Source organism: Deefgea sp. CFH1-16 (genome assembly GCF_016881365.1).
Classification (GTDB): Bacteria; Pseudomonadota; Gammaproteobacteria; order Burkholderiales; family Chitinibacteraceae; genus Deefgea.
On record NZ_WLYT01000001.1, the window covers coordinates 1,981,797 to 2,003,946 of the forward strand.

Genomic DNA, 22,150 nt, shown 5'->3' on the forward strand with positions numbered 1-22,150 from the left:
TTGATTTTTGCGCGCTGACTTGTTTTTTTTAATGCTAACGCCGGCAATCGCCGGCGATTTTTTGTGTAATCGTATGACGCATCCCAGCCCTAGGCATAAACATCGTTTCATTGTTTTAGATAGCTTTCGTGGCCTTTGTGCCTTGAGTGTGGTCGTGTTTCATCTGCATTTATGGCAAGGCTTTAGCGAATGGGACTTTTTTCGCTCGGCCGGCTTAATGGTGGAGTTTTTCTTTACCCTCAGTGGCTTTGTGCTGGCTTATCGCTACCAGCAAGAAGCGATGAATGGCCGTGGGTTTGCGCGCTATATGGTGAGCCGGTTTTTTTCGGATTTATCCGCTGCATCTGGTGATGTTGCTGCTGTTTACCGTGTTGCTGTTGCTGCAAGTGGGCCATAACGCATGGGCGATGACTGGGCAGTGGCTGTACCAAATTGTCTTGCTGCAAGCGTGGTTACCAACGGCAGACCCGTTTGCCTTTAATGGCCCGGCATGGAGTATCAGCGTGGAGTTCTATCTCTATGTGCTGTTCGGGCTGATACTCTGGGCTAGCGGTCGTTTTCAGCGCTGGGCTTTTGCGCTGGTGCTGCTTGGTTGCTCGGCGTGTGTGTATTTGCAAGCCGATTTTGTTGGTAGCGGCGGGTTTCGCGGCATCACGTGTTTTTTCTTAGGCGCTTTGGCGTATCACGGCTTTGATGTGATCCATCGTTGGCAGATTGGCCGTGTTCTGGGCAGTGTGATTGAGGTATTGCTCTTAATCGCTTTGTATGTGGTGATTACCGCGCAATACCCAATGAAGAGCTTTTTTGCCGCGTGGGCATTTGCTGTGGCCATCATCGGCTTTGCGTTTGAAGGCGGCATGATTTCTCGCGTCCTGCGGCAAGCGTGGTGGGTGAATCTGGGTAAATGGTCGTTTTCAATTTACCTCACGCATTACGCCGTGGTGCATTTGATTCAAGCCGGATTTGAAACCTTTTTCCCGCAATGGCACCGCGTAGGCAATGGCTTGGTGTATCTCAGTAGCGGCAGTGCCTGGGGCGATAATTTACTCGGCTTGGCGATTTTGGCCTTGGTGTTATGGCTGTCACGCTGGAGCTATCACGCGATTGAATTGCGTGGCATTCGTTGGGGCAAGCAAGTTTTGGCACGCGCTTAAGCCGCGTGTGTAATGCGACCGATAGTCGCTTACCCCGTCGATGGCGAGCTTCAGGTAAAATCGAACATTATTTGACGTGAACAAGACAGCCATGTGGAAACCCAATGCCACCGTTTGCGCGGTGATCGAAAAAGACGGTCGATTTTTGCTGGTTGAAGAGCGCATTGAGGGTGAGTTAAAACTCAATCAACCGGCGGGCCATATTGAATTTGGTGAATCGATTGTCGCCGCTTGCCAGCGTGAAACGCGCGAAGAAACCGCATATACATTCACGCCAACCGCATTTCAGGGCCTGTATCAATGGACGGTGCCGGGCAGTGAGCGAACCTATTTGCGCTTTGCTTTTACTGGCGTTTTGGGCGAATGCGATCCGACGCTGTCGCTCGATGACGGCATTGAAGCGGCGGTGTGGTTGACGCGTGACGAGATTGTGGCGCGAGCCGATCAGCATCGCAGCCCGTTATTATTGGCGTGTGTGGATGATTATTTGGCGGGGCAGTCGTACCCGCTGGCGGTACTGAAAGATTTTGATAGGTTAGCGAAATGACAAAAATTGTGATTGGATTATCTGGCGGCGTGGACTCGTCGGTGGCGGCGCATTTACTCAAAGCGGCGGGGCACGAAGTGCACGGCGTGTTTATGCAAAACTGGGAAGACGACAATAGCGACGAATATTGCTCGATCAAAGAAGACAGCATGGATGCGATTGCGGTGGCTGATTTGCTCGGCATCGATATCGAGTTGGTCAATTTTGCCGCGGAATACAAAGACCGCGTGTTCGCGCATTTCTTGGCCGAATATTCGGCTGGCCGCACGCCCAATCCGGATATTTTGTGTAATAGCGAAATCAAATTCAAATCTTTTTTGGAATTCGCCATTAAACTCGGCGGCGCAAAATTGGCTACCGGCCACTACGCAAAGACTCGTTTGCGATCCGACGGCCGTACCGAAATGCTGCGCGCTGCCGACCAAAGCAAAGATCAAACGTATTTCTTGTATCGCTTGAGCCAAGAGCAAATTTCGCACGCGGTATTTCCACTCGGCGATTTGCAAAAAACCGAAGTGCGTGTGATTGCTGAAGAAATTAATCTGCCAAACGCAAAGAAAAAAGATTCGACCGGCATTTGTTTTATCGGCGAGCGGCCATTCCGTGAGTTTTTAAATCGCTATCTGCCCAAAACACCGGGCAAAATGGTCACGCCGGAAGGTAAAGTGATGGGCGAGCATCAAGGCTTGATGTACCACACGCTCGGTCAGCGCGGCGGCTTGGGCATCGGCGGCACCAAAGGCAATACCGAACCATGGTTTGTGTCGCGGGCAAAAATCTCGAGACCAATGAGCTACTCGTGGTGCAGGGTCACGATCATCCGCTGCTACTCAATACCACCATGATCGCCAAAGATTGCTCATGGATTTTGGGTGAAACCCCGCTTGAGGGTCGCTACACCGCCAAAACCCGTTATCGCCAACAAGACGCTGCGTGTACGCTGAGCTACGTCGACGGCGGCGTGCAGCTGGTGTTCGATGAACCCCAATGGGCGATGACGCCGGGGCAGTCGATGGTGCTGTATAAGGATGAGGTTTGCTTGGGTGGGGGGATAATTCAGTGAGGGATGAGGTGGTGGTGAAACTATTCGTTTAGCCTATGGATGATAGGCAAAATACGTGTAAGGGCAGATCTTTTCATCGATGGTTTTTTATTTCATCAAGCATGTTCTGGGAATATTATTAATGAGCACAGGAATCCTGATTGAGGGCTGCAAAGATATACGTATTCTGAATTGCCATATTTCTGGCTTTGACATTGCAGTTGATGCCATAAATAGTGAAAACCTCAGCGTCACGGAGACGTCTTTTTCTCAGGTTCGCACTGGTGTTCGAGCTAGGAACGTTAGTGGTTTGAAAGCGCATAACAATACAGAATTTCATGAACCTTTATTTCGTTTGAAACCCACAGTCATTTTGGTTCTGAGTTATATCGAATTTCTTAAGAATAAGGGGGTTTAAAATGGCTATGTTTGAAATCGAAGATTCTAAAGACGTTGAGCTCCATGGTAATAAAACAAATACTGAAACACTTGCAAAAATCAAAAATGTGACTGGACTCGTTGCTGAAAATAATGAGGTGACTGTTCCATCCAAAGCGGAAGCGATTGATGATATTTTCGAATTTAAACCCAACATAAATGGCATTGGAGTAAATTTGAATGCCCTGTGGAGAAAAATTAAAAATTAAATGAGGTTCTGCCTAACTCGTAAGCAGCAATAAAGCCGAATCTGGTGCAATCGTAGGGTGGGTTAGTCCGCCACACAAGGTGTTTCAGAGGAGCAACTGCTAAAGCGGACGTAACCCACCGTGACGCTGTCTATCTAAATTCGCGTTCCGGTGGGTTACGGCCGAAACACAATGGTGTTTTTCGATGCCATGCGGCGGCCTAACCCACCCTACGGCTGCATCAATACTGCAACGACATAATTATCGCGCTGTTTATTTTTGCCATTCGCTATCTACTATTTCCTATTAAATGCTGGCTGTGGGGTCCTTGTTCCTGAATTAAAAAAGCCACTCAATCGAGTGGCTTTTTCATGGGTATTGTTATGCAGCCATTATCTGTAAATAGCTAGTGTTAAATACCTCTATTGCATCGTTTCCATTTTCGGGCTGCGGCCCATTAGGTCGGTAATGATTTCGCTGACCGGCACGTTGTCAAATAGCACTTGGCAAACGGCGCGGCTGATGGGCATTTCGATATTCAGCGCCGCCGCTTGGCTCACCACTTCACGTGCGGTCGGTACACCTTCGGCGACGTGACCGAGGTTTTTTAACACTTCGTCCAAATTTAAACCTTGCGCCAGCAACAGTCCAACACGGCGGTTACGCGATAAGTCGCCAGTCGCGGTCAGCATCAAATCGCCAATCCCCGCCAAGCCCATCATGGTTTCGGCCTTGCCGCCGAGTGCGGTGGAGAAACGCGCCATTTCCGCTAGACCGCGAGTGAGTAGTGCGGCTCGGGCATTCAGGCCCAGGTTCAAACCATCGGCAACGCCAGCGGCAATCGCCATCACGTTTTTTAACTGCGGCGCCGATTTCAACGCCGATTAAATCGTCGCTGGCATAGAGGCGCAGCACGCTGGTATTTAAGTCTTGCACCACTTGTTGAGCAAAAGCGGCATCACTCGAGGCGATAGTGACTGCGGCTGGTAGACCTTTGGCGACTTCTTGCGCAAAACTTGGGCCAGATAACATGCCGCGCGGAATGGCATCGTCCATTTCTTCGAGCGCAACTTGATGTGGCAATTTCATGGTGCCGGCTTCAAGACCTTTACACGCCCACAGTACCGGGGCAGTGCTGCCGAGTTCGCGCAGCGCTTTGAGCGTGCTGCGTAATCCTGACATCGGCGTCACGATGAGGATCAAGCCAGCATCAGCAATGGCGTCGGCGAGTGTTGCGGTCACGCTGAGATTGTCAGGGAAGGGGGCCTCGGCGAGGTAGCGCTGATTGCAGCGTTCTGCCTGCATTTGTGTTACTTGTTCGGCCTCACGCGACCACAGGCTGACGGTTTGGCGGTCAGCAAATCGAATGGCAAGGGCGGTGCCCCAAGCGCCAGCGCCTAAAACAGCTAGTTTCAATGGGTATTCCTCTTGATTGCGCGGAGAATCGACGCCTTAAGCGCCCCAAACATCTTCAATACGAATGAAGCCAATTGGACCGTCGCGATGTTTGACTTTTAGCCAGCCTGAGCCCGCAGAGTCGAGTAGTTCAAGTAGTACATTACGTTCTACTTTATAGATGGTCGCCGATGATTTATTCGCCGCTTGGTGAACGGCACTCATTCGGCTGACTTGGACGTAGCGACGGGCGACTACATCGGATTTTTTTAATCCAGCTTAGCGTGCCATCACGATCACGAACGCGAATCCAGTCGCCTTGCTCGCTGAGCATTTCGAGTGGAATGTTAGCGCTGAGAATAAAACGTTTGCTGGCTGTGTCGGCAGGGGCATCATAAACAATGACGCCGTGGCGTGCGGTTGATCGGTAATCAACCGCCTGAGCGCCACTTGCCAAAATGGCAAGTAGGCTCATGACGCACACTCGATTTAATAACGCAGATCGCGTTACCAAATTAATGTGTGATTTGTTCATTGGCTTCTTGTGCTGCCGCTTCAGCTTGTTGGCGTTGTTGCATATAAATGCCTTCAAAGTTGATTGGCTGTAAAAGCAGTGGTGGGAAGCCTGCACGAGTCGTTAAGTCAGAAACGGCTTCACGTAGGTAAGGGAATAAAATACTTGGGCAGCCAATGCCAAGTAGTGGATCAAGTTCAGTTTCTGGCACGTTTTCGATTTGGAATAAACCGGCTTGAGTAATCTCAACCAAGAAAATGGTCCGATCTTCAGCGGTTGCAGTGGCGGTCACTGTTAAGCTGGCTTCAAAAAAGCCATTGTCAAAGCTACGCGCTTGATTGCGGAACTGAATGTTAAATTCTGGCTGTTCTTGTTCCATAAATGCATTCGGTGCACTTGGAGATTCAAGAGAGATATCTTTTACATAAAGTTTTTGTACGGCAAAAATCGGTTGTTGTACTTCTTGAGTTTCTTCGCTCATGATCATCCCTTAAAAACGGTTGCGTAATATATAAAACTGAATTTTACGGTGCTTCAATAGAAATCATCGCATAGTTTGCGATGTCGATGCCATTGAGACGATACTATTTATTCAGTAATGGGTCGAGTTTACCGGCACGATCTAGCGCAGCGAGGTCATCAAAGCCACCCACATGAAAATCGTCGATATAAATTTGCGGCACAGTACGTTGACCACGCTCTACCATGACTTGTCTTTGGCTTGGATCGAGATCGACTCGGATTTTAACTAAATCAGTAATTCCTTTATGCTGTAATAAGCGTTCAGCGCGGTCGCAGTATGGGCAAGTACCGGTGCTATACATTGTTACTTTCGCCATCAATTTATTCCTCAAACGGTATATCGCTTATTTAATCTTGTTAAGAACATAGGGGCAAATGAAGCGGAAACAAGATCTAGAATGGTTTTTTCATGATTAAAATGCATGACATATAACTTTAATTGAGCCGCTTGTATGTCATTTGCGTAGTTTTGATGTTCGTTTCAATAATATATGAGTGATTAAATTTAATAATCATGAGCACTCTAGCTTTAAATAGTTAAAATGCTTTAAATTTTATTTTTTATAAATCAATAGCTTATCGCCTTGCCTCGATTTTCTTTGCAACTAGGTATTGACGGACTTTAGGTGGGTGGGTATAGTTCGGCCTCTCTGCTGCTGACACAGCAAACGAAACAAGCGGTTTTCCAGCTGATTTCGGTGTCTAAGCCACTGATCTTTAACAAAATACAGCCGATGAGTGTGAGTGCTTGGTTTGCCAGTCAAACAAGTGCTTACACTCAAGATTTAAAAGAAATCTTGGTTTTTAACCAAGTGTTTCTTTGAGTAATGAGTACTAAGCCAAGTATGTAAATTCAGCTAGATTAAACGAAAGAGTTTGATCCTGGCTCAGATTGAACGCTGGCGGCATGCTTTACACATGCAAGTCGAACGGTAACAGGGTGCTTGCACCGCTGACGAGTGGCGAACGGGTGAGTAATACATCGGAATGTACCCAGTAATGGGGGATAACGCTTCGAAAGGAGTGCTAATACCGCATACGCCCTGAGGGGGAAAGTGGGGGACCGCAAGGCCTCACGTTATTGGAGCAGCCGATGGCTGATTAGCTAGTTGGTAGGGTAAAGGCCTACCAAGGCAACGATCAGTAGCGGGTCTTAGAGGACGGATCCGCCACACTGGAACTGAGACACGGTCCAGACTCCTACGGGAGGCAGCAGTGGGGAATCTTGGACAATGGGCGAAAGCCTGATCCAGCAATGCCGCGTGCGTGAAGAAGGCCTTCGGGTTGTAAAGCGCTTTTGTCGGGGAGGAAATCCTAGTGGTTAATAACTACTGGGGATGACAGTACCCGAAGAATAAGGACCGGCTAACTACGTGCCAGCAGCCGCGGTAATACGTAGGGTCCAAGCGTTAATCGGAATTACTGGGCGTAAAGCGTCCGCAGGTGGCTTGATAAGATAGACGTGAAATCCCTGGGCTCAACCTAGGAATTGCGTTTATGACTGTCTCGCTAGAGTATGGGAGAGGGGGGTGGAATTCCACGTGTAGCAGTGAAATGCGTAGAGATGTGGAGGAACACCGATGGCGAAGGCAACCCCCTGGCCTAATACTGACACTCATGGACGAAAGCGTGGGGAGCAAACAGGATTAGATACCCTGGTAGTCCACGCCCTAAACGATGTCTACTAGTTGTTGGGCTTTTCGGAGCTTAGTAACGCAGCTAACGCGTGAAGTAGACCGCCTGGGGAGTACGGTCGCAAGACTAAAACTCAAAGGAATTGACGGGGGCCCGCACAAGCGGTGGATGATGTGGATTAATTCGATGCAACGCGAAAAACCTTACCTGGTCTTGACATGTACGGAATCCTTTAGAGATAGAGGAGTGCCTTCGGGAACCGTAACACAGGTGCTGCATGGCTGTCGTCAGCTCGTGTCGTGAGATGTTGGGTTAAGTCCCGCAACGAGCGCAACCCTTGCCATTAGTTGCTAACATTCAGTTGAGCACTTTAATGGGACTGCCGGTGACAAACCGGAGGAAGGTGGGGATGACGTCAAGTCCTCATGGCCCTTATGACCAGGGCTTCACACGTCATACAATGGTCGGTACAGAGGGTCGCCAACCCGCGAGGGGGAGCTAATCTCACAAAACCGATCGTAGTCCGGATTGCACTCTGCAACTCGAGTGCATGAAGTCGGAATCGCTAGTAATCGCGGATCAGCATGTCGCGGTGAATACGTTCCCGGGCCTTGTACACACCGCCCGTCACACCATGGGAGTGGGTTTTACCAGAAGTAGCTAGGATAACCTTCGGGAGTCCGGTTACCACGGTAGGATTCATGACTGGGGTGAAGTCGTAACAAGGTAGCCGTAGGGGAACCTGCGGCTGGATCACCTCCTTTCAAGAGAAAGATTGGTAGATTAAGTACTCACACTCATCGGCTGTAGATTTGAAGAATGTCGGCTTGACGACATGAAGAAGTACTAAGCAATTAGATACTTTGACATTGAGTTGGTTTGACGACGATATGGGTCAGTAGCTCAGTTGGTTAGAGCACCGTGTTGATAACGCGGGGGTCATAGGTTCGATTCCTATCTGACCCACCAGTATCACGGGGGTTTAGCTCATCTGGTAGAGCACCTGCTTTGCAAGCAGGGGGTGAACGGTTCGAGTCCGTTAACCTCCACCATTGTCTGCTGTAGAAAATAGAATTCTATGTATTGCACGTTGTTGTGTGCAGTGTATTTTATTCTGGTTTCTAAAATTAGAATGATTATTCATTTAATGATTAATTAAATATCGCTCTTTAACAAAATAGAAGAAGTAATTAATTCCAATAAACATTGTAATGGAATTTGATTTGAGAATAACTGCTTGCAGTTGTTGTTGAGTTTAGTTTCAAAGTAAAAATATTGGGTTGATTGTATCTGTTCAGTTGTGCTGGTCTCATGCCAGTGGAACTGAACCGCAAGTGAAATGAGAACTCACTTGCAAGTCGCAAATACGATTTCATTAATCTGAGATACGTTTTACGTGTTTGAGGTTATAGGATCAAGCGAATAAGTGCATCTGGTGGATGCCTTGGCGATGATAGGCGACGAAGGACGTGATAGCCTGCGATAAGCGTGGGGGAGCTGGCAAAGTGCTTTGATCCCACGATTTCCGAATGGGGAAACCCGGCCCTTTTGGGTCATCCTAGACTGAATACATAGGTCTAGCGAAGCGAACCCGGTGAACTGAAACATCTAAGTAACCGGAGGAAAAGAAATCAACCGAGATTCCCAAAGTAGTGGCGAGCGAAATGGGAAGAGCCTGTACGTGATAGCAGTAGACTTAATAGAATGGAATGGAAAGTCCAACCATAGTGGGTGATAGTCCCGTATATGAAAAGTCAATTGTGGTACTAAGCGTACGAGAAGTAGGGCGGGACACGAGAAATCCTGTTTGAAGATGGGGGGACCATCCTCCAAGGCTAAATACTCATCATCGACCGATAGTGAACCAGTACCGTGAGGGAAAGGCGAAAAGAACCCCGGGAGGGGAGTGAAATAGAACCTGAAACCGGATGCATACAAACAGTGGGAGCCCTTGAAAAATGGGGTGACTGCGTACCTTTTGTATAATGGGTCAGCGACTTACGTTCAGTAGCGAGCTTAACCGAATAGGGGAGGCGTAGGGAAACCGAGTCCGAATAGGGCGCATAGTTGCTGGGCGTAGACCCGAAACCAAGTGATCTATCCATGGCCAGGATGAAGGTGCGGTAACACGCACTGGAGGTCCGAACCCACTAACGTTGCAAAGTTAGGGGATGAGCTGTGGATAGGGGTGAAAGGCTAAACAAACTTGGAAATAGCTGGTTCTCCTCGAAAAAACTATTTAGGTAGTGCCTCATGTATCACTGACGGGGGTAAAGCACTGTTATGGCTAGGGGGTCATCGCGACTTACCAAACCATGGCAAACTCTGAATACCGTCAAGTGCGAGCATGGGAGACAGACCTGGGGTGCTAACGTCCTGGGTCAAGAGGGAAACAACCCAGACCGCCGTCTAAGGTCCCAAATGATCAATTAAGTGGAAAACGAGGTGGGAAGGCACAGACAGCCAGGATGTTGGCTTAGAAGCAGCCATCATTTAAAGAAAGCGTAATAGCTCACTGGTCGAGTCGTCCTGCGCGGAAGATGTAACGGGGCTCAAATTGATAACCGAAGACGCGGATATGACCATTTATGGCATATGGTAGAGGAGCGTTCTGTAAGCCTGTGAAGGTGTCTTGAGAAGGATGCTGGAGGTATCAGAAGTGCGAATGCTGACATGAGTAGCGATAAAGGGAGTGAAAAGCTCCCTCACCGAAAACCCAAGGTTTCCTGCGCAACGTTCATCGGCGCAGGGTGAGTCGGCCCCTAAGGCGAGGCAGAAATGCGTAGTCGATGGGAAACAGGTTAATATTCCTGTACTTGATATAAGTGCGATGTGGGGACGGAGAAGGTTAGGTTAGCCAACTGTTGGAATAGTTGGTTTAAGTGTGTAGGCGGGTGTCTTAGGCAAATCCGGGACGCTGTTAACGCTGAGGCATGATGACGATTCACTTAGGTGATGAAGTAACTGATACCCTGCTTCCAAGAAAAGCCACTAAGCTTCAGCTTATATTGAACCGTACCGCAAACCGACACAGGTGGGTAGGAAGAGTATTCTAAGGTGCTTGAGAGAACTCGGGAGAAGGAACTCGGCAAATTAACACCGTAACTTCGGGAGAAGGTGTGCCTTATAGGTGAAGAACCTTGCGTTTGGAGCTATATAAGGCCGCAGAGAAATGGGGGCTGCGACTGTTTATCAAAAACACAGCACTCTGCCAACACGAAAGTGGATGTATAGGGTGTGACGCCTGCCCGGTGCTGGAAGGTTAATTGATGGGGTGCAAGCTCTTGATCGAAGCCCCAGTAAACGGCGGCCGTAACTATAACGGTCCTAAGGTAGCGAAATTCCTTGTCGGGTAAGTTCCGACCCGCACGAATGGCGTAACGATGGCCCTACTGTCTCCTCCCGAGACTCAGCGAAGTTGAAGTGTTTGTGAAGATGCAATCTCCCCGCTGCTAGACGGAAAGACCCCGTGAACCTTTACTGTAGCTTTGCATTGGACTTTGAAGTGGTTTGTGTAGGATAGGTGGGAGGCTTTGAAGCTGAGACGCTAGTTTCAGTGGAGCCGTCCTTGAAATACCACCCTGACCCCTTTGAGGTTCTAACCTTGGTCCGTTATCCGGATCGGGGACCGTGCATGGTAGGCAGTTTGACTGGGGCGGTCTCCTCCCAAATTGTAACGGAGGAGCTCGAAGGTCGCCTAGGTACGGTCGGACATCGTACTGATAGTGTAATGGCAAAAGGCGGCTTAACTGCGAGACCGACAAGTCGAGCAGGTGCGAAAGCAGGACATAGTGATCCGGTGGTTCTGTATGGAAGGGCCATCGCTCAACGGATAAAAGGTACTCCGGGGATAACAGGCTGATTCCGCCCAAGAGTTCACATCGACGGCGGAGTTTGGCACCTCGATGTCGGCTCATCACATCCTGGGGCTGTAGCCGGTCCCAAGGGTATGGCTGTTCGCCATTTAAAGTGGTACGTGAGCTGGGTTCAAAACGTCGTGAGACAGTTTGGTCCCTATCTGCAGTGGGCGTTGGAAATTTGAGAGGGGCTGCTCCTAGTACGAGAGGACCGGAGTGGACTGACCTCTGGTGTACCGGTTGTCACGCCAGTGGCATTGCCGGGTAGCTAAGTCGGGAAGAGATAAGCGCTGAAAGCATCTAAGCGCGAAACTTGCCTCAAGATGAGATTTCCCTAGGGTTTTAAATCCTCTAAAGAGTCGTTCGAGACCAGGACGTTGATAGGTTGGGTGTGGAAGCGCAGTAATGCGTTAAGCTAACCAATACTAATTGCTCGTGAGGCTTGATCCTATAACCTGAAGCGCGTAGTGCGACGAAGGATATAATCGACCCAAATACGTAGGAATGTACGTAAGTGCATGAATACGAAGACAAATACTGAAACAGTGTGGTTGGAAAGTGTAGTATAATTACTTCTTCTATTGATTTTACGAGTTAGCGTTGTAGGCGGTTGTGAGATGAGGAAATAAGATTCCAAGTCAAGAGCAGAAGCTGAATGCGATAACTCTCGTGTGACTCGAAAGAGTTGCACCAGACAGTTTAATGTCTGGCGACCATAGCGAGGTGGTCCCACTCCTTCCCATCCCGAACAGGACAGTGAAACACCTCAGCGCCGATGATAGTGCGGATTGCCCGTGTGAAAGTAGGTCATTGCCAGACTTCCCTATAGAGAAGCCCGATTCGAAAGAGTCGGGCTTTTTGCTGTCCTTTACTTTTACTGAAGACACTACCAAATAGAATTGATATTTACTACATTTAAATACGTAGTTCATCGCTCTTATTTTATTGGTGTGATAACTTTAACTTAGGTTAGTATTCAGAACTTCACAGCTAAATTAATTTTTAAATCAAAGGGGCTTTAATGCAAAACGCTCTACCTATTTATTCTATGCCTGAATTCGAGAGTAAAATCTGCCCGCCAGAGTTATTGGCAGAGAAAATTCAATTACTAGCACGCCCCTTGGTTTTTACTAATGGCTGTGTTTTTGACATTTTACATCGTGGTCATGTTACTTATTTGGCGCAGGCTCGTGCATTGGGGGCGAGCCTGATTGTTGCATTGAATACTGACGAGTCGGTGCGTCGTTTAGGTAAGGGAGATGATCGACCAATTAATTCTCTGGCTAACCGTGCTGCAGTGATCGCTAGTTTAGCTGCGGTTGATCTTGTGACTTGGTTTAATGAAGATACGCCTTTTAATTTAATTGATTACGTTCAGCCGAATATTCTTGTTAAAGGTGGCGATTGGCAATTAGAGCAGATCATCGGCAGTCGAGAAGTTTTAGCCAGAGGTGGGGCTGTACATTCAATACCATTTTTATTTGTTACTTCTACGACCCAGACATTGAAGAAAATTAGAGGTGATGAATGAGTTTAAATACAGAAAATGTTTTATTCAATGTCGTTAAGGATATTAAGCATTTAGGTTTCTTTAGTGCAGACTTCTTATTACAAATTGCTGTTCTATTGTCATGCTGGGGTTTAGCTTTTTTAATTGTAAATCGTTCAAAAAAACGTGTTGCAGCAAAAAACTTCCGTTGGCAATTAGCTAATGACGGTGTGCAGCGTTTATTATTTCCTGTGTTAGCATTGATTTTCGTTACTCTAGGCAATATTACATACCAAGTGTTTGAAGGACAAACCAGCTCTTTATTGCGTCTTGCTAATCTACTGATGGTTGGCTTAGTAAATATTCGTATTCTTGTTTATATTATTCGAAGAACTTTTGAAGGTGCAACTTGGGTGCAGCGTTGGGAGCGATATATTGCTGCAATCATTTGGATTGGTTATGTATTGCATGTTGTGGGTATTTTACCTCAGATTTTAGAGACATTAGATACGATTAGTTTTGATGCTGGAAAAGTTCATATATCTATACTTACCGTAATTCAGGGTTTATTGTCGGTTGGTGCGACGCTACTGATTGCAATGTGGATTGGACGCTTAATCGAGCAGCGTTTAATGTCTACAGATGTTATGGATATGAACGTTCGTGTTGTGCTAGTTAAGGTAATGCGTTCGCTGTTAGTTGTATTGGCGGTGCTTGCGTCTTTATCTATGGTTGGTATTGATTTAACGGTGCTGTCGGTATTTGGTGGTGCCTTAGGTGTCGGTTTGGGTTTTGGCTTACAAAAAATTGCTTCTAATTATGTTTCTGGTTTTATTATTCTGTTGGATCGCTCGATAAAATTAGGCGATTTGATTTCAGTTGATAATCGCCAAGGCATTATTAGTGGCTTAACTTCTCGCTATATTGTTTTAAAAGCGCCTGATGGCACTGAAGCTTTGGTACCAAATGACACTTTAATTTCTCAAACCGTCGTGAATCAGTCTTATAACGATCGTTCGGTCTGGGTTGGTCTGCCTATTCAGGTGGCATATAACTCAGATTTAGATCAAGTTATGCGACTCATGACAGAGATTACTCAAGATGAATCTCGTATTTTGAAAGAACCAGCTCCAGGGGCATTTGTTACAGCATTTGCCGATAGTGGTATTAACTTGACGTTAGGTTTTTGGTTGGCAGATCCAGAAAATGGACAGATGGGTTTGAAATCTGACTTAAATATGAAAATCTGGCGGGCATTTAAAGCAAATAATATTGAGATTCCTTATCCTCGGCGTGATATTACGATTTTACCTGGATCAGTTTTACCCAATTCAAATGTGTAATGCTGTTGTTTTTGAGGAATGCTGAGTAAAATCAGCGTTCGATTATTTTTAATCGCAATGGCATAAACCTTGCACAAGGAAGATGGAATGGAATGGCTTAATGGAATGGTTGTTTTACCGTGGTGGGGCTATGTATTAGTCGTCCTCACGCTAACGCATATTACGATTGCATCGGTAACGATTTACCTGCATCGGCATCAAGCGCATCGTGCGCTTGATTTACACCCATTGATAAGCCATTTTTTTCGTTTCTGGTTGTGGTTAACCACGGCGCAAGTAACTAAGGAGTGGGCAGCAATTCATCGCAAGCATCATGCCAAGTGTGAGAGTGTCGATGATCCACATATAGCCCACAGATACTGGGTATTGGTAAAGTATTTTGGCAGGGTTGGGAGTTGTATCGAGCAGAAGCAGCGAATTTAGAAACATTGCAAAAATATGGGCATGGTACTCCGGATGATTTTTTAGAGCGTAATTTGTATTCGCGCTATGCATCTTGGGGACCAACTTTAATGGCTGTTATTGATCTATTACTGTTTGGGGTAAATGGTATTTGGATTTGGGCCGTGCAAATGTTATGGATTCCTGTGACTGCTGCAGGCATTATCAATGGATTTGCGCATTACTGGGGCTATCGTAATTTTGAAACAGAAGATGCATCTACAAATTTAATCCCTTGGGGTATTTTGATTGGCGGAGAAGAATTACATAATAATCATCATACATTTGGTACCTCAGCGAAGTTATCTTATAAGTGGTTTGAATTTGATATTGGTTGGCTGTATATCCGAACGATGGCTATTTTGGGTTTAGCAAAAATTCGTAAAGTCGCACCGAAATTAAAAAGTTACCAGTATTCGCCCCGAGCTTGATGAGCATGTCTTACAAGCGATTATTGCCAATCGATATGCAATTGCCGCGCATTATGCGCGTACTTTAAAACAAACTGTTGCTGCAGAGATTGAGCATTTATCGGCAACTGCTGCCTTGCCTTCAATGAGTTTTGATATTACAAAACGCATGAAGCTTTGGTTAAAGCAAGATGCAAAAGATACCTCGGCTAGCGATAAAATCCATTTGGAATTAATTTTGACGCAAAGTAAAGTGCTGGAGCAGGTATATCAAATGCGGCAAGAATTAACGCGTATTTGGGAGCGATCAACATTAAATCGTCATGAATTAATTTTGCAATTACAAGATTGGTGCATACGCGCAGAAAATAGCGGTATTCAATCATTACGTGAATTTTCTTTGCGATTACGTGCGATTGCTTAAGAAAAAAGTTTTAAAATAGTGTCATCATTAATTGAAGGCGAACCGTAGGTTCGCCTTTTTATATTTATTTTTGGAGAATAAAACAATGTCATCTATTCAGCGTTACCATGTTGGCCCTCGTCTTTGTGAAACCGTAGTGCATAACAACACCGTTTATTTGGCAGGGCAGATTGCTGAAGATTTAGACAAAGATGCCTTAGGACAAACTGTTGAAGTTTTAGCGTGCATTGATCGCTTGTTGGCAGAAGTGGGTTCAGATAAGACAAAAATTTTGCAGGTTACAATTTTTATCACTGATATGGCTGATTTTGATGCGATGAATTTAGCGTGGGGTGAATGGGTCTCTCAAGGGCACACACCTGCCAGAGCAACCGTTCAAGCTAAATTAGCTGACCCCCGTTACAAGGTAGAAATGACGGTGATCGCCGCGTTATAAATTGGTTATTGTGCATAGAATGTAAGTTAATAATTGGGTAGTGTGATTCGGGTCTTTCATTGTCTAACGAGGTTGCAGATGTCTCGAATTATGTTGGCGTACTTAGCAAGTTGGCAGCAATGCGATATCAGTGCTTTGCCGGTAGAAAAGTTAACGCATCTTTGCTATGCCTTCGCCAAAGTGGTTGATGGCGAAGTGATTGAACAAGATGCTGGTGATCCACTGCTTAGTAATGCAGCGTATTGTCAGAAAATATGTGCGCAATTGCAGCAATTAAAACTTAGAAATCCAGCATTAAAAATCTTGATATCGATTGGCGGTTGGGGCGCAGATGGTTTTTCTGATGCGGCGTTAACCGAGACATCACGTGAGCAATTTAGCCGTTCAACACTGCGCTTTATGCAGAAATATCAATTTGATGGTGTTGATTTGGATTGGGAATATCCAAGTAATGCGATGGCAGGTATTAAGGCGCGACCAGAAGATCGGCAGAATTTTACTTTAATGCTGAGCGCATTACGGATTCATTTAGATGATGCCTCCGCGCAAATGGAACGTAGCTCCCCTTATTTGCTGACCATTGCTGCGGGAGTAGGCACATACTATTTAGAGGGCGTTGAGCTTGAGAAAGTCGCGGCGAAGTGCGACTTTATTAATTTGATGACTTACGATTTTTATAATGGTTGGGCCACTCGCGCAGGGCATCATGCTAATTTATTGACCGCCGCCCATGATCCTAGTGGTGATAGTGCTGACCGAGGTGTACAGCTTTTTCTCGATCATGGTGTTGCTGCAGAAAAAATGGTGTTGGGTTGTCCATTTTATGGCCGGAGTTTATTGGGTGTGGCGAGTCCAGGTTTAGGCGCCGAGGGTCGAGCGCAATCGAATGGTACGCATAGTTATTACAAAATTGCGAATGAGCTTATCCCTAGCGGTCATTTTACTCGGCATTGGGACGAATCAGCACAGGTGCCATGGTTGTATGATGGTGATGAGTTTATTAGTTATGAAGATGCTGAGTCGATCGCGCTGAAAGGACAATATGTGAAACAGCACGGTTTAGCTGGCGCTATGTTTTGGGAATACACTGAAGATCAAAGTAACGTCTTATTGGATGTATTGTGGCAAAACCTACAAGATTGATTGGTGGTATATATCTGTAGCCAATATCTTATAAGGGTTTGCATTATATACCTGAGGAGTGATGATTATGCTTGGCATACCGTCTGATGCCGTGATTGCGACGCCTTTTGGGCGAATTGGTTTGAGCTTGCAAGACGAATATTTAAGTGCCGTGGATTTTCTAGTTGCTGACACGCCATTACAAGCAAATCATCACCCCTTATTGCAAGAGGCGCAGCGGCAGATTTTGGCGTATTTTAATGCGCCTAAATTTGTTTTTGATTTGCCTTATCAACTCAATGGTACTCCGCATCAACTGAAAGTATGGCAAGCCATCTCCGAGATTCCTGCGGGTGAAGTGCTGACTTATGCCGAGATTGCTCGGCGTTGTACATCTAGCCCACGGGCGATTGGTGGGGCGTGCGGGCGTAACCCAATTCCATTGGTGATTCCTTGTCATCGAGTAGTGGCGATGCATGGACTTGGCGGTTTTAATGCCAACCGAAATGGACTTGATTGGTTACCTATCAAGCGCTGGCTATTACAACATGAAGGTGTTATTGATGGCCAATAAAGCGCCTTTGCCAATGATTACCGACAGCGAGATGGGGTTGATCAATCAATTTTTGGACGCTATTTGGCTCGGGGATGGTTTGGCGAGCAACACCATTGAAAGTTATCGTCGTGATTTACTGATTTGGGCTGAATGGCTCGCCAGTGAGCGTGAACAAGGTTTATTGAATGCTGATCGAGATGCGATGCAGGCATTTTTAGCTCGGCAATCTCGCGACATGAAGGCCTCGACCTTAGCTAGGCGAATGGCTAGTTTGCGTAAGTTTTATCGGCAAGCCTTGCTCAATGGGCAAATTACAGTCGACCCCACCGCTGAATTAACCTCGCCACGTCGAGTTCGACCGTTACCTAAAGCCTTACCTGAGGCGAGTATTACCGCTTTATTGGCTGCGCCAGACATCAATCTTGCCGCCGGTTTGCGTGATCGAGCCATGCTTGAGCTAATGTATGCCACTGGATTACGCGTAACTGAGCTGGTTGAGTTATCGGTAAATCATCTTTTCCTACGTGAGAAATACATTCGGGTTATGAATGGTAAAGGTGGAAAACAGCGTTTGGTGCCCATTGGCGAGTGGGCGGCACAATGGCTCAGCCGTTACCTTACAGAGGCGCGTTTACTACTGCTCAAAAATGCCGCGCAAGCCACGTTGTTTTTAAATCAACGTGGCGAGCCACTCACTCGACAAGGCTGCTGGTTTATTATTAAACAGTATGCAGTACAGGCAAATATACCGGCAGAGTTGCTCAGTCCGCATGTATTAAGACACGCATTTGCCACTCATTTACTTAACCATGGCGCTGATTTGCGGGTGGTGCAAATGTTACTGGGGCATTCTGACATAACTACAACTCAAATTTACACACAGGTTGCATCGGCCAGATTGAAAATATTGCATCAAACTAACCACCCAAGAGGGTAAATAATTTGCGCTTTTATGCTTATCGGATAATCTTTTAATATTGCCACTCAATGGCACTTACATTGGAGATTAAAATGGATACAAGCATGGTTAGCAAATATCAAGATATCATCATGGGATATGTTGCTGAGTTTGGTGTAAAAATTATCGCCGGTATTGCTTTTTGGGTTATCGGTCGTTGGCTTATTGGCATGGTGGTGCGGTTTATTCAAGCGGGTTTAGTCCGGCAGAAAGTCGATGCGACGGTTTTACGCTATGTTGGCTCTGCTGTGACTGTCTTGTTGAATGTGCTGCTAGTGATTGGCATTTTGGGTTACTTCGGCATTCAAACCACGACTTTTGCGGCTTTGCTTGCTGCTGTGGGTCTTGCTGTAGGTATGGCGTGGTCTGGGTTGTTGGCTAACTTTGCTGGCGGTGCATTTTTAATTGTATTGCGGCCTTTTAAAGTTGGAGACATGATCACTGCCGGTGGGGTAACGGGGGTAGTACATGAAGTTGGGCTATTTTCTTCAACAATTATGACGCCAGATAATGTGCTGACTTTTGTTGGTAATAATAAAATCTTTACGGATAATATTCAGAACTACACCGCAACTAAATATCGCCGAGTTGATTTAAAAGCCCAGCTTTCTGGTGCCGCTGATGCTGAAAAAGCAATTGCCTTACTGAAAGAGGCGATTGCGAAGATTCCGAATGTGATGGTTGAGCCAGGTGTTGAGGTTGAAGTGCTTGAATTTCAATTGGTTGGCCCCGTTCTTGCCGTGCGCCCATATTGCCATAATGATCATTACTGGCAAGTTTACTTCCAAGCGAATAAGGCGATTTTAGATACTTTAGCGACATTCCCAGCGCCGACGCCATCGCATTTGGTGGTGGTTCAACAAAAAGAAAATACGGCACAATAAAACATTTTGCTACGACATAATAAAAAACCCGCAGACTTTAATTCTGCGGGTTTTTTATTGCATGAGAGTAGGGTATTAAGCCGAAACCTTTTCTAGTTCTGGTAGATTGAGCAATACCTTGCCTTCATTATCAATATCGATGGTGACTTCGCCACCGCCAGCTAAACGTCCAAATAACAACTCATCTGCAAGTGCTTTGCGAATGGTATCTTGAATCAACCTAGCCATTGGGCGGGCGCCCATTTGCGGGTCAAAACCGTGTTTGGCAAGGTAGTCTTTAAGTGCATCGGTGAAATGCGCTTCGACTTTTTTCTCGTGTAATTGTGCTTCGAGTTGCATGAGGAATTTGTCGACCACTTGCAAAATAATGCTATGCGTTAATGAAGCAAAAGGAATGATGGCATCAATACGATTGCGAAACTCTGGCGTAAACAGGCGCTTTATTTCTTGCATTTCATCGCCAGCTTCTTTTTTATTGGTAAAGCCAATCGTTGATTTACCCAACATTTCTGCACCGGCATTGGTGGTCATAATAATGACGACATTCCGAAAATCGGCTTTACGACCATTATTGTCGGTGAGCGTGCCATGATCCATCACTTGCAATAAAAACGTTATAAATATCCGGATGTGCTTTTTCGATTTCATCCAGCAATAAGATCGAGTATGGATGTTTATTCACGGCCTCGGTGAGTAAACCACCTTGCTCATAGCCCACATATCCCGGTGGCGCGCCGATTAAACGGCTCACGGCGTGCCGTTCCATATATTCAGACATATCAAAACGAATCAGCTCGATGCCCATCGTATAGGCTAATTGACGGGCAACCTCCGTTTTACCAACGCCTGTTGGTCCAGAAAATAAGAATGAGCCGATGGGTTTAAGCGGATTACCTAAGCCAGCTCTGGCCATTTTGATCGATGTAGCGAGCACTTCAATCGCTTTTTCTTGGCCAAAAACGACATTACGTAAATCACGCTCGAGCGTTTTTAGCGTGTCTTTATCATTGCTTGATACTGATTTAGGCGGAATTCGGGCAATTTTAGCAATAATGTCTTCGATTTCACCTTTGCCAATGGTTTTCTTTTGTTTTGAACGCGGCAATATTTTTTGCGCAGCGCCTGCCTCATCAATCACATCAATGGCTTTATCCGGCAAATGACGATCATTGATGTATTTTGCAGACAATTCTGCCGCAGTGCTGAGCGCCGCTTGGGTGTATTTCACACCATGGTGCTGTTCAAATTTATCTTTCAAACCTTTTAAAATTTCAATGGTTTGCTCAATACTCGGTTCAACCACATCGATTTTTTGGAAGCGACGCGATAGTGCATTATCTTTTTCAAAAATACCGCGATATTCGTTGTAGGTGGTGGCGCCAATGCATTTTAAAGTACCATTGGATAACGCCGGTTTCAGTAGGTTTGAGGCGTCAAGTGTGCCACCAGAAGCCGCTCCAGCACCAACCAGCGTATGAATTTCATCAATAAATAAAATGGCATTGCGCTCGTCAGCCAATTGTTTAATCACGGCTTTGAGGCGTTGCTCAAAATCACCGCGATATTTTGTGCCGGCTAAGAGTGCCCCCATATCCAGCGTATATACAGTGGCATCAGCCAGAATATCCGGGACTTGTCCTTCGACGATACAACGCGCCAAGCCATCGGCAATAGCGGTTTTTCCTACCCCCGCTTCGCCGACTAAGAGTGGGTTATTTTTGCGGCGACGGCATAAAGTTTGAATCACGCGTTCAAGCTCAGCATCGCGGCCAATGAGCGGATCTATTTTTCCCGCCAGAGCCTGCTCATTCATATTTTGGGTGTAGCTTTCTAATGCGCCACCAGGCGTGGTCTCTGTTTCTCCATCCTCATTGGGTTCGGCGCGAGGGGTTGCCGGTTGGCTACTGGCTGATTTACTAATGCCATGGGCGATGTAATTGACCACATCAAGCCGCGTAATGCCTTGCTGATGTAAAAAATACACCGCGTGACTGTCTTTTTCGCCAAAAATAGCCACTAGCACATTTGCACCAGTGACTTCTTTTTTGCCTGAGGATTGAACGTGCAAAATAGCGCGCTGAATGACGCGTTGAAAGCCGATTGTGGGCTGGGTTTCAACTTCATTACTGCCTGAGACCACGGGCGTATGCTCAGTGACAAAATCCCCAAGCTGGCGACGGAGTTCGTCTAGGTTTGCGCCACACGCTTTAATAACATCAATGGCAGAAGGATTGTCGAGCAGAGCTAGCAATAAATGCTCCACAGTAATGTATTCGTGGCGCTTTTGTCTGGCATCCATAAACGCCATGTGCAGACTAACTTCAAGTTCTTGGGCGATCATTGACTCACCTCCATAATGCATTGCAACGGATGCTGATGCGCCCGAGCATACTGTGTAACTTCAGCTACTTTCGTTGCCGCGATATCTTGAGGATAAACCCCACAAATACCACGACCCTCAGTGTGGACTTTCAGCATAATTTGGTTGGCCTTTTCGCTTGGCATTGCAAAAAAATGCTGTAACACATCAATCACGAAGTCCATTGGAGTGTAATCGTCATTGAGTAGCACCACCTGCCACATCGGTGGTGGTGCAGTTCGAACTGCTGCGTCTTTGAGTTCGGTATCGTTCTGATGCTGGATCGCCATTGTTTTATCTTAGTCCCTATTCAATCTTTATTTTGGCGCTCACCACGATTTTTTCAAGCGTGAATGCAATACCACAGTGTGCCGCGTATCTATTATTTATGCTTGACCTTATATGTCAAAGTGGCGTAAAAAGTTATACATGTTTG

At 46.3% G+C, this 22,150-nt stretch carries 19 protein-coding genes, 2 tRNA genes, 3 rRNA genes and 3 pseudogenes; 20 read left to right on the forward strand and 7 right to left on the reverse strand.

Features of this window, described 5'->3' with window-relative positions:
• The first annotated feature begins 73 nt into the window (after positions 1-73).
• From GKO28_RS10890 to GKO28_RS10910, 5 genes and pseudogenes are all read left to right on the forward strand, one after another.
• Positions 74-397 (forward strand): acyltransferase, encoded by a 324-nt coding sequence (locus GKO28_RS10890; RefSeq protein WP_182076272.1) that lies wholly within the window; start codon positions 74-76, stop codon positions 395-397.
• Complete coding sequence (locus tag GKO28_RS10895) at positions 351-1,154, forward strand: acyltransferase (RefSeq protein WP_182076273.1); 804 nt, start codon at positions 351-353, stop codon at positions 1,152-1,154. Before GKO28_RS10890 ends, GKO28_RS10895 begins: the two co-directional genes overlap by 47 nt.
• A 76-nt stretch (positions 1,155-1,230) precedes the next feature.
• On the forward strand, positions 1,231-1,701 hold the full coding sequence (locus GKO28_RS10900; protein ID WP_307838991.1) for an NUDIX hydrolase: 471 nt from the start codon (positions 1,231-1,233) through the stop codon (positions 1,699-1,701).
• Positions 1,698-2,764: pseudogene (gene mnmA, locus GKO28_RS10905) on the forward strand (tRNA 2-thiouridine(34) synthase MnmA). The gene GKO28_RS10900 and the pseudogene mnmA overlap by 4 nt, the downstream one beginning before the upstream one ends.
• A gap of 398 nt (positions 2,765-3,162) precedes the next feature.
• Positions 3,163-3,390 (forward strand): hypothetical protein, encoded by a 228-nt coding sequence (locus GKO28_RS10910; RefSeq protein ID WP_182076274.1) that lies wholly within the window; start codon positions 3,163-3,165, stop codon positions 3,388-3,390.
• Between the two features lie 401 nt (positions 3,391-3,791).
• On the opposite strand, the pseudogene GKO28_RS22830 reads toward GKO28_RS10910, so the two are convergent.
• The 5 genes and pseudogenes from GKO28_RS22830 to grxC form a co-directional block, all read right to left on the reverse strand.
• Positions 3,792-4,785: pseudogene (locus GKO28_RS22830) on the reverse strand (NAD(P)H-dependent glycerol-3-phosphate dehydrogenase).
• A gap of 36 nt (positions 4,786-4,821) precedes the next feature.
• A complete protein-coding gene (locus GKO28_RS10920; RefSeq protein WP_182076275.1) occupies positions 4,822-4,989 on the reverse strand; it encodes an SH3 domain-containing protein in 168 nt (55 codons plus the stop codon).
• The gene (locus GKO28_RS10925; protein WP_182076276.1) at positions 4,961-5,239 is read right to left on the reverse strand and encodes an SH3 domain-containing protein; all 279 of its coding nucleotides are present in this window, start codon (positions 5,237-5,239) and stop codon (positions 4,961-4,963) included. The genes GKO28_RS10920 and GKO28_RS10925 overlap by 29 nt, the downstream gene beginning before the upstream one ends.
• 40 nt (positions 5,240-5,279) lie before the next feature.
• On the reverse strand, positions 5,280-5,759 hold the full coding sequence (gene secB, locus GKO28_RS10930) for a protein-export chaperone SecB (protein ID WP_173533111.1): 480 nt from the start codon (positions 5,757-5,759) through the stop codon (positions 5,280-5,282).
• Positions 5,760-5,862: 103 nt separating this feature from the next.
• The gene (gene grxC, locus GKO28_RS10935) at positions 5,863-6,117 is read right to left on the reverse strand and encodes a glutaredoxin 3 (RefSeq protein WP_173533112.1); all 255 of its coding nucleotides are present in this window, start codon (positions 6,115-6,117) and stop codon (positions 5,863-5,865) included.
• Positions 6,118-6,664: 547 nt separating this feature from the next.
• Here grxC and GKO28_RS10940 point away from each other — a divergent pair.
• The 15 genes from GKO28_RS10940 to GKO28_RS11000 all read left to right on the forward strand — a co-directional run bounded on the left by GKO28_RS10940 (position 6,665) and on the right by GKO28_RS11000 (position 19,355).
• Positions 6,665-8,199, forward strand: a 16S ribosomal RNA gene (locus GKO28_RS10940).
• A gap of 128 nt (positions 8,200-8,327) precedes the next feature.
• Positions 8,328-8,404, forward strand: a tRNA-Ile gene (locus GKO28_RS10945).
• Positions 8,405-8,411: 7 nt separating this feature from the next.
• Positions 8,412-8,487, forward strand: a tRNA-Ala gene (locus GKO28_RS10950).
• A gap of 360 nt (positions 8,488-8,847) precedes the next feature.
• Positions 8,848-11,742 (forward strand): 23S ribosomal RNA (locus GKO28_RS10955).
• Between the two features lie 255 nt (positions 11,743-11,997).
• Positions 11,998-12,111, forward strand: a 5S ribosomal RNA gene (rrf, locus tag GKO28_RS10960).
• Together the 16S, 23S and 5S rRNA genes with 2 tRNA genes alongside form the textbook arrangement of a ribosomal RNA operon.
• A 202-nt stretch (positions 12,112-12,313) precedes the next feature.
• Positions 12,314-12,823, forward strand: a complete 510-nt coding sequence (locus GKO28_RS10965; RefSeq protein ID WP_182076277.1) for an adenylyltransferase/cytidyltransferase family protein — start codon at positions 12,314-12,316, stop codon at positions 12,821-12,823.
• Positions 12,820-14,124 (forward strand): mechanosensitive ion channel family protein, encoded by a 1,305-nt coding sequence (locus GKO28_RS10970; RefSeq protein WP_182076278.1) that lies wholly within the window; start codon positions 12,820-12,822, stop codon positions 14,122-14,124. Before GKO28_RS10965 ends, GKO28_RS10970 begins: the two co-directional genes overlap by 4 nt.
• Before the next feature lie 87 nt (positions 14,125-14,211).
• The gene (locus GKO28_RS19850; protein ID WP_247646490.1) at positions 14,212-14,547 is read left to right on the forward strand and encodes a hypothetical protein; all 336 of its coding nucleotides are present in this window, start codon (positions 14,212-14,214) and stop codon (positions 14,545-14,547) included.
• Entirely contained in the window at positions 14,520-14,996 is a 477-nt protein-coding gene (locus GKO28_RS19855; RefSeq protein ID WP_247646491.1) for a fatty acid desaturase, read from the forward strand. The genes GKO28_RS19850 and GKO28_RS19855 overlap by 28 nt, the downstream gene beginning before the upstream one ends.
• Positions 14,997-15,018: 22 nt before the next feature.
• A complete protein-coding gene (locus tag GKO28_RS19860; RefSeq protein WP_307839099.1) occupies positions 15,019-15,399 on the forward strand; it encodes a transposase in 381 nt (126 codons plus the stop codon).
• A gap of 85 nt (positions 15,400-15,484) precedes the next feature.
• Positions 15,485-15,835, forward strand: coding sequence for a RidA family protein (locus GKO28_RS10980; protein WP_182077463.1), 351 nt, complete (start codon positions 15,485-15,487; stop codon positions 15,833-15,835).
• 78 nt (positions 15,836-15,913) lie between these two features.
• Positions 15,914-16,978 carry a glycoside hydrolase family 18 protein gene (locus GKO28_RS10985; protein ID WP_182076279.1) on the forward strand — a complete coding sequence of 355 codons (1,065 nt, stop codon included), beginning with the start codon at positions 15,914-15,916 and terminating at the stop codon, positions 16,976-16,978.
• A gap of 67 nt (positions 16,979-17,045) precedes the next feature.
• Complete coding sequence (locus GKO28_RS10990; protein ID WP_182076280.1) at positions 17,046-17,531, forward strand: methylated-DNA--[protein]-cysteine S-methyltransferase; 486 nt, start codon at positions 17,046-17,048, stop codon at positions 17,529-17,531.
• Positions 17,532-17,562: 31 nt separating this feature from the next.
• Positions 17,563-18,450 (forward strand): site-specific tyrosine recombinase XerD, encoded by an 888-nt coding sequence (xerD, locus tag GKO28_RS10995; protein WP_203564313.1) that lies wholly within the window; start codon positions 17,563-17,565, stop codon positions 18,448-18,450.
• Between the two features lie 86 nt (positions 18,451-18,536).
• Positions 18,537-19,355: a mechanosensitive ion channel family protein gene (locus GKO28_RS11000; protein ID WP_203564104.1), complete on the forward strand. Its 819-nt coding sequence runs from the start codon at positions 18,537-18,539 to the stop codon at positions 19,353-19,355.
• A gap of 75 nt (positions 19,356-19,430) precedes the next feature.
• Here GKO28_RS11000 and clpA read toward each other — a convergent pair.
• Both clpA and clpS read right to left on the reverse strand, forming a co-directional pair.
• Positions 19,431-21,696: pseudogene (gene clpA / locus GKO28_RS11005) on the reverse strand (ATP-dependent Clp protease ATP-binding subunit ClpA).
• Positions 21,693-22,004 carry an ATP-dependent Clp protease adapter ClpS gene (gene clpS / locus GKO28_RS11010; protein ID WP_173533121.1) on the reverse strand — a complete coding sequence of 104 codons (312 nt, stop codon included), beginning with the start codon at positions 22,002-22,004 and terminating at the stop codon, positions 21,693-21,695. The pseudogene clpA and the gene clpS overlap by 4 nt, the downstream one beginning before the upstream one ends.
• Positions 22,005-22,150 lie beyond the last annotated feature (146 nt).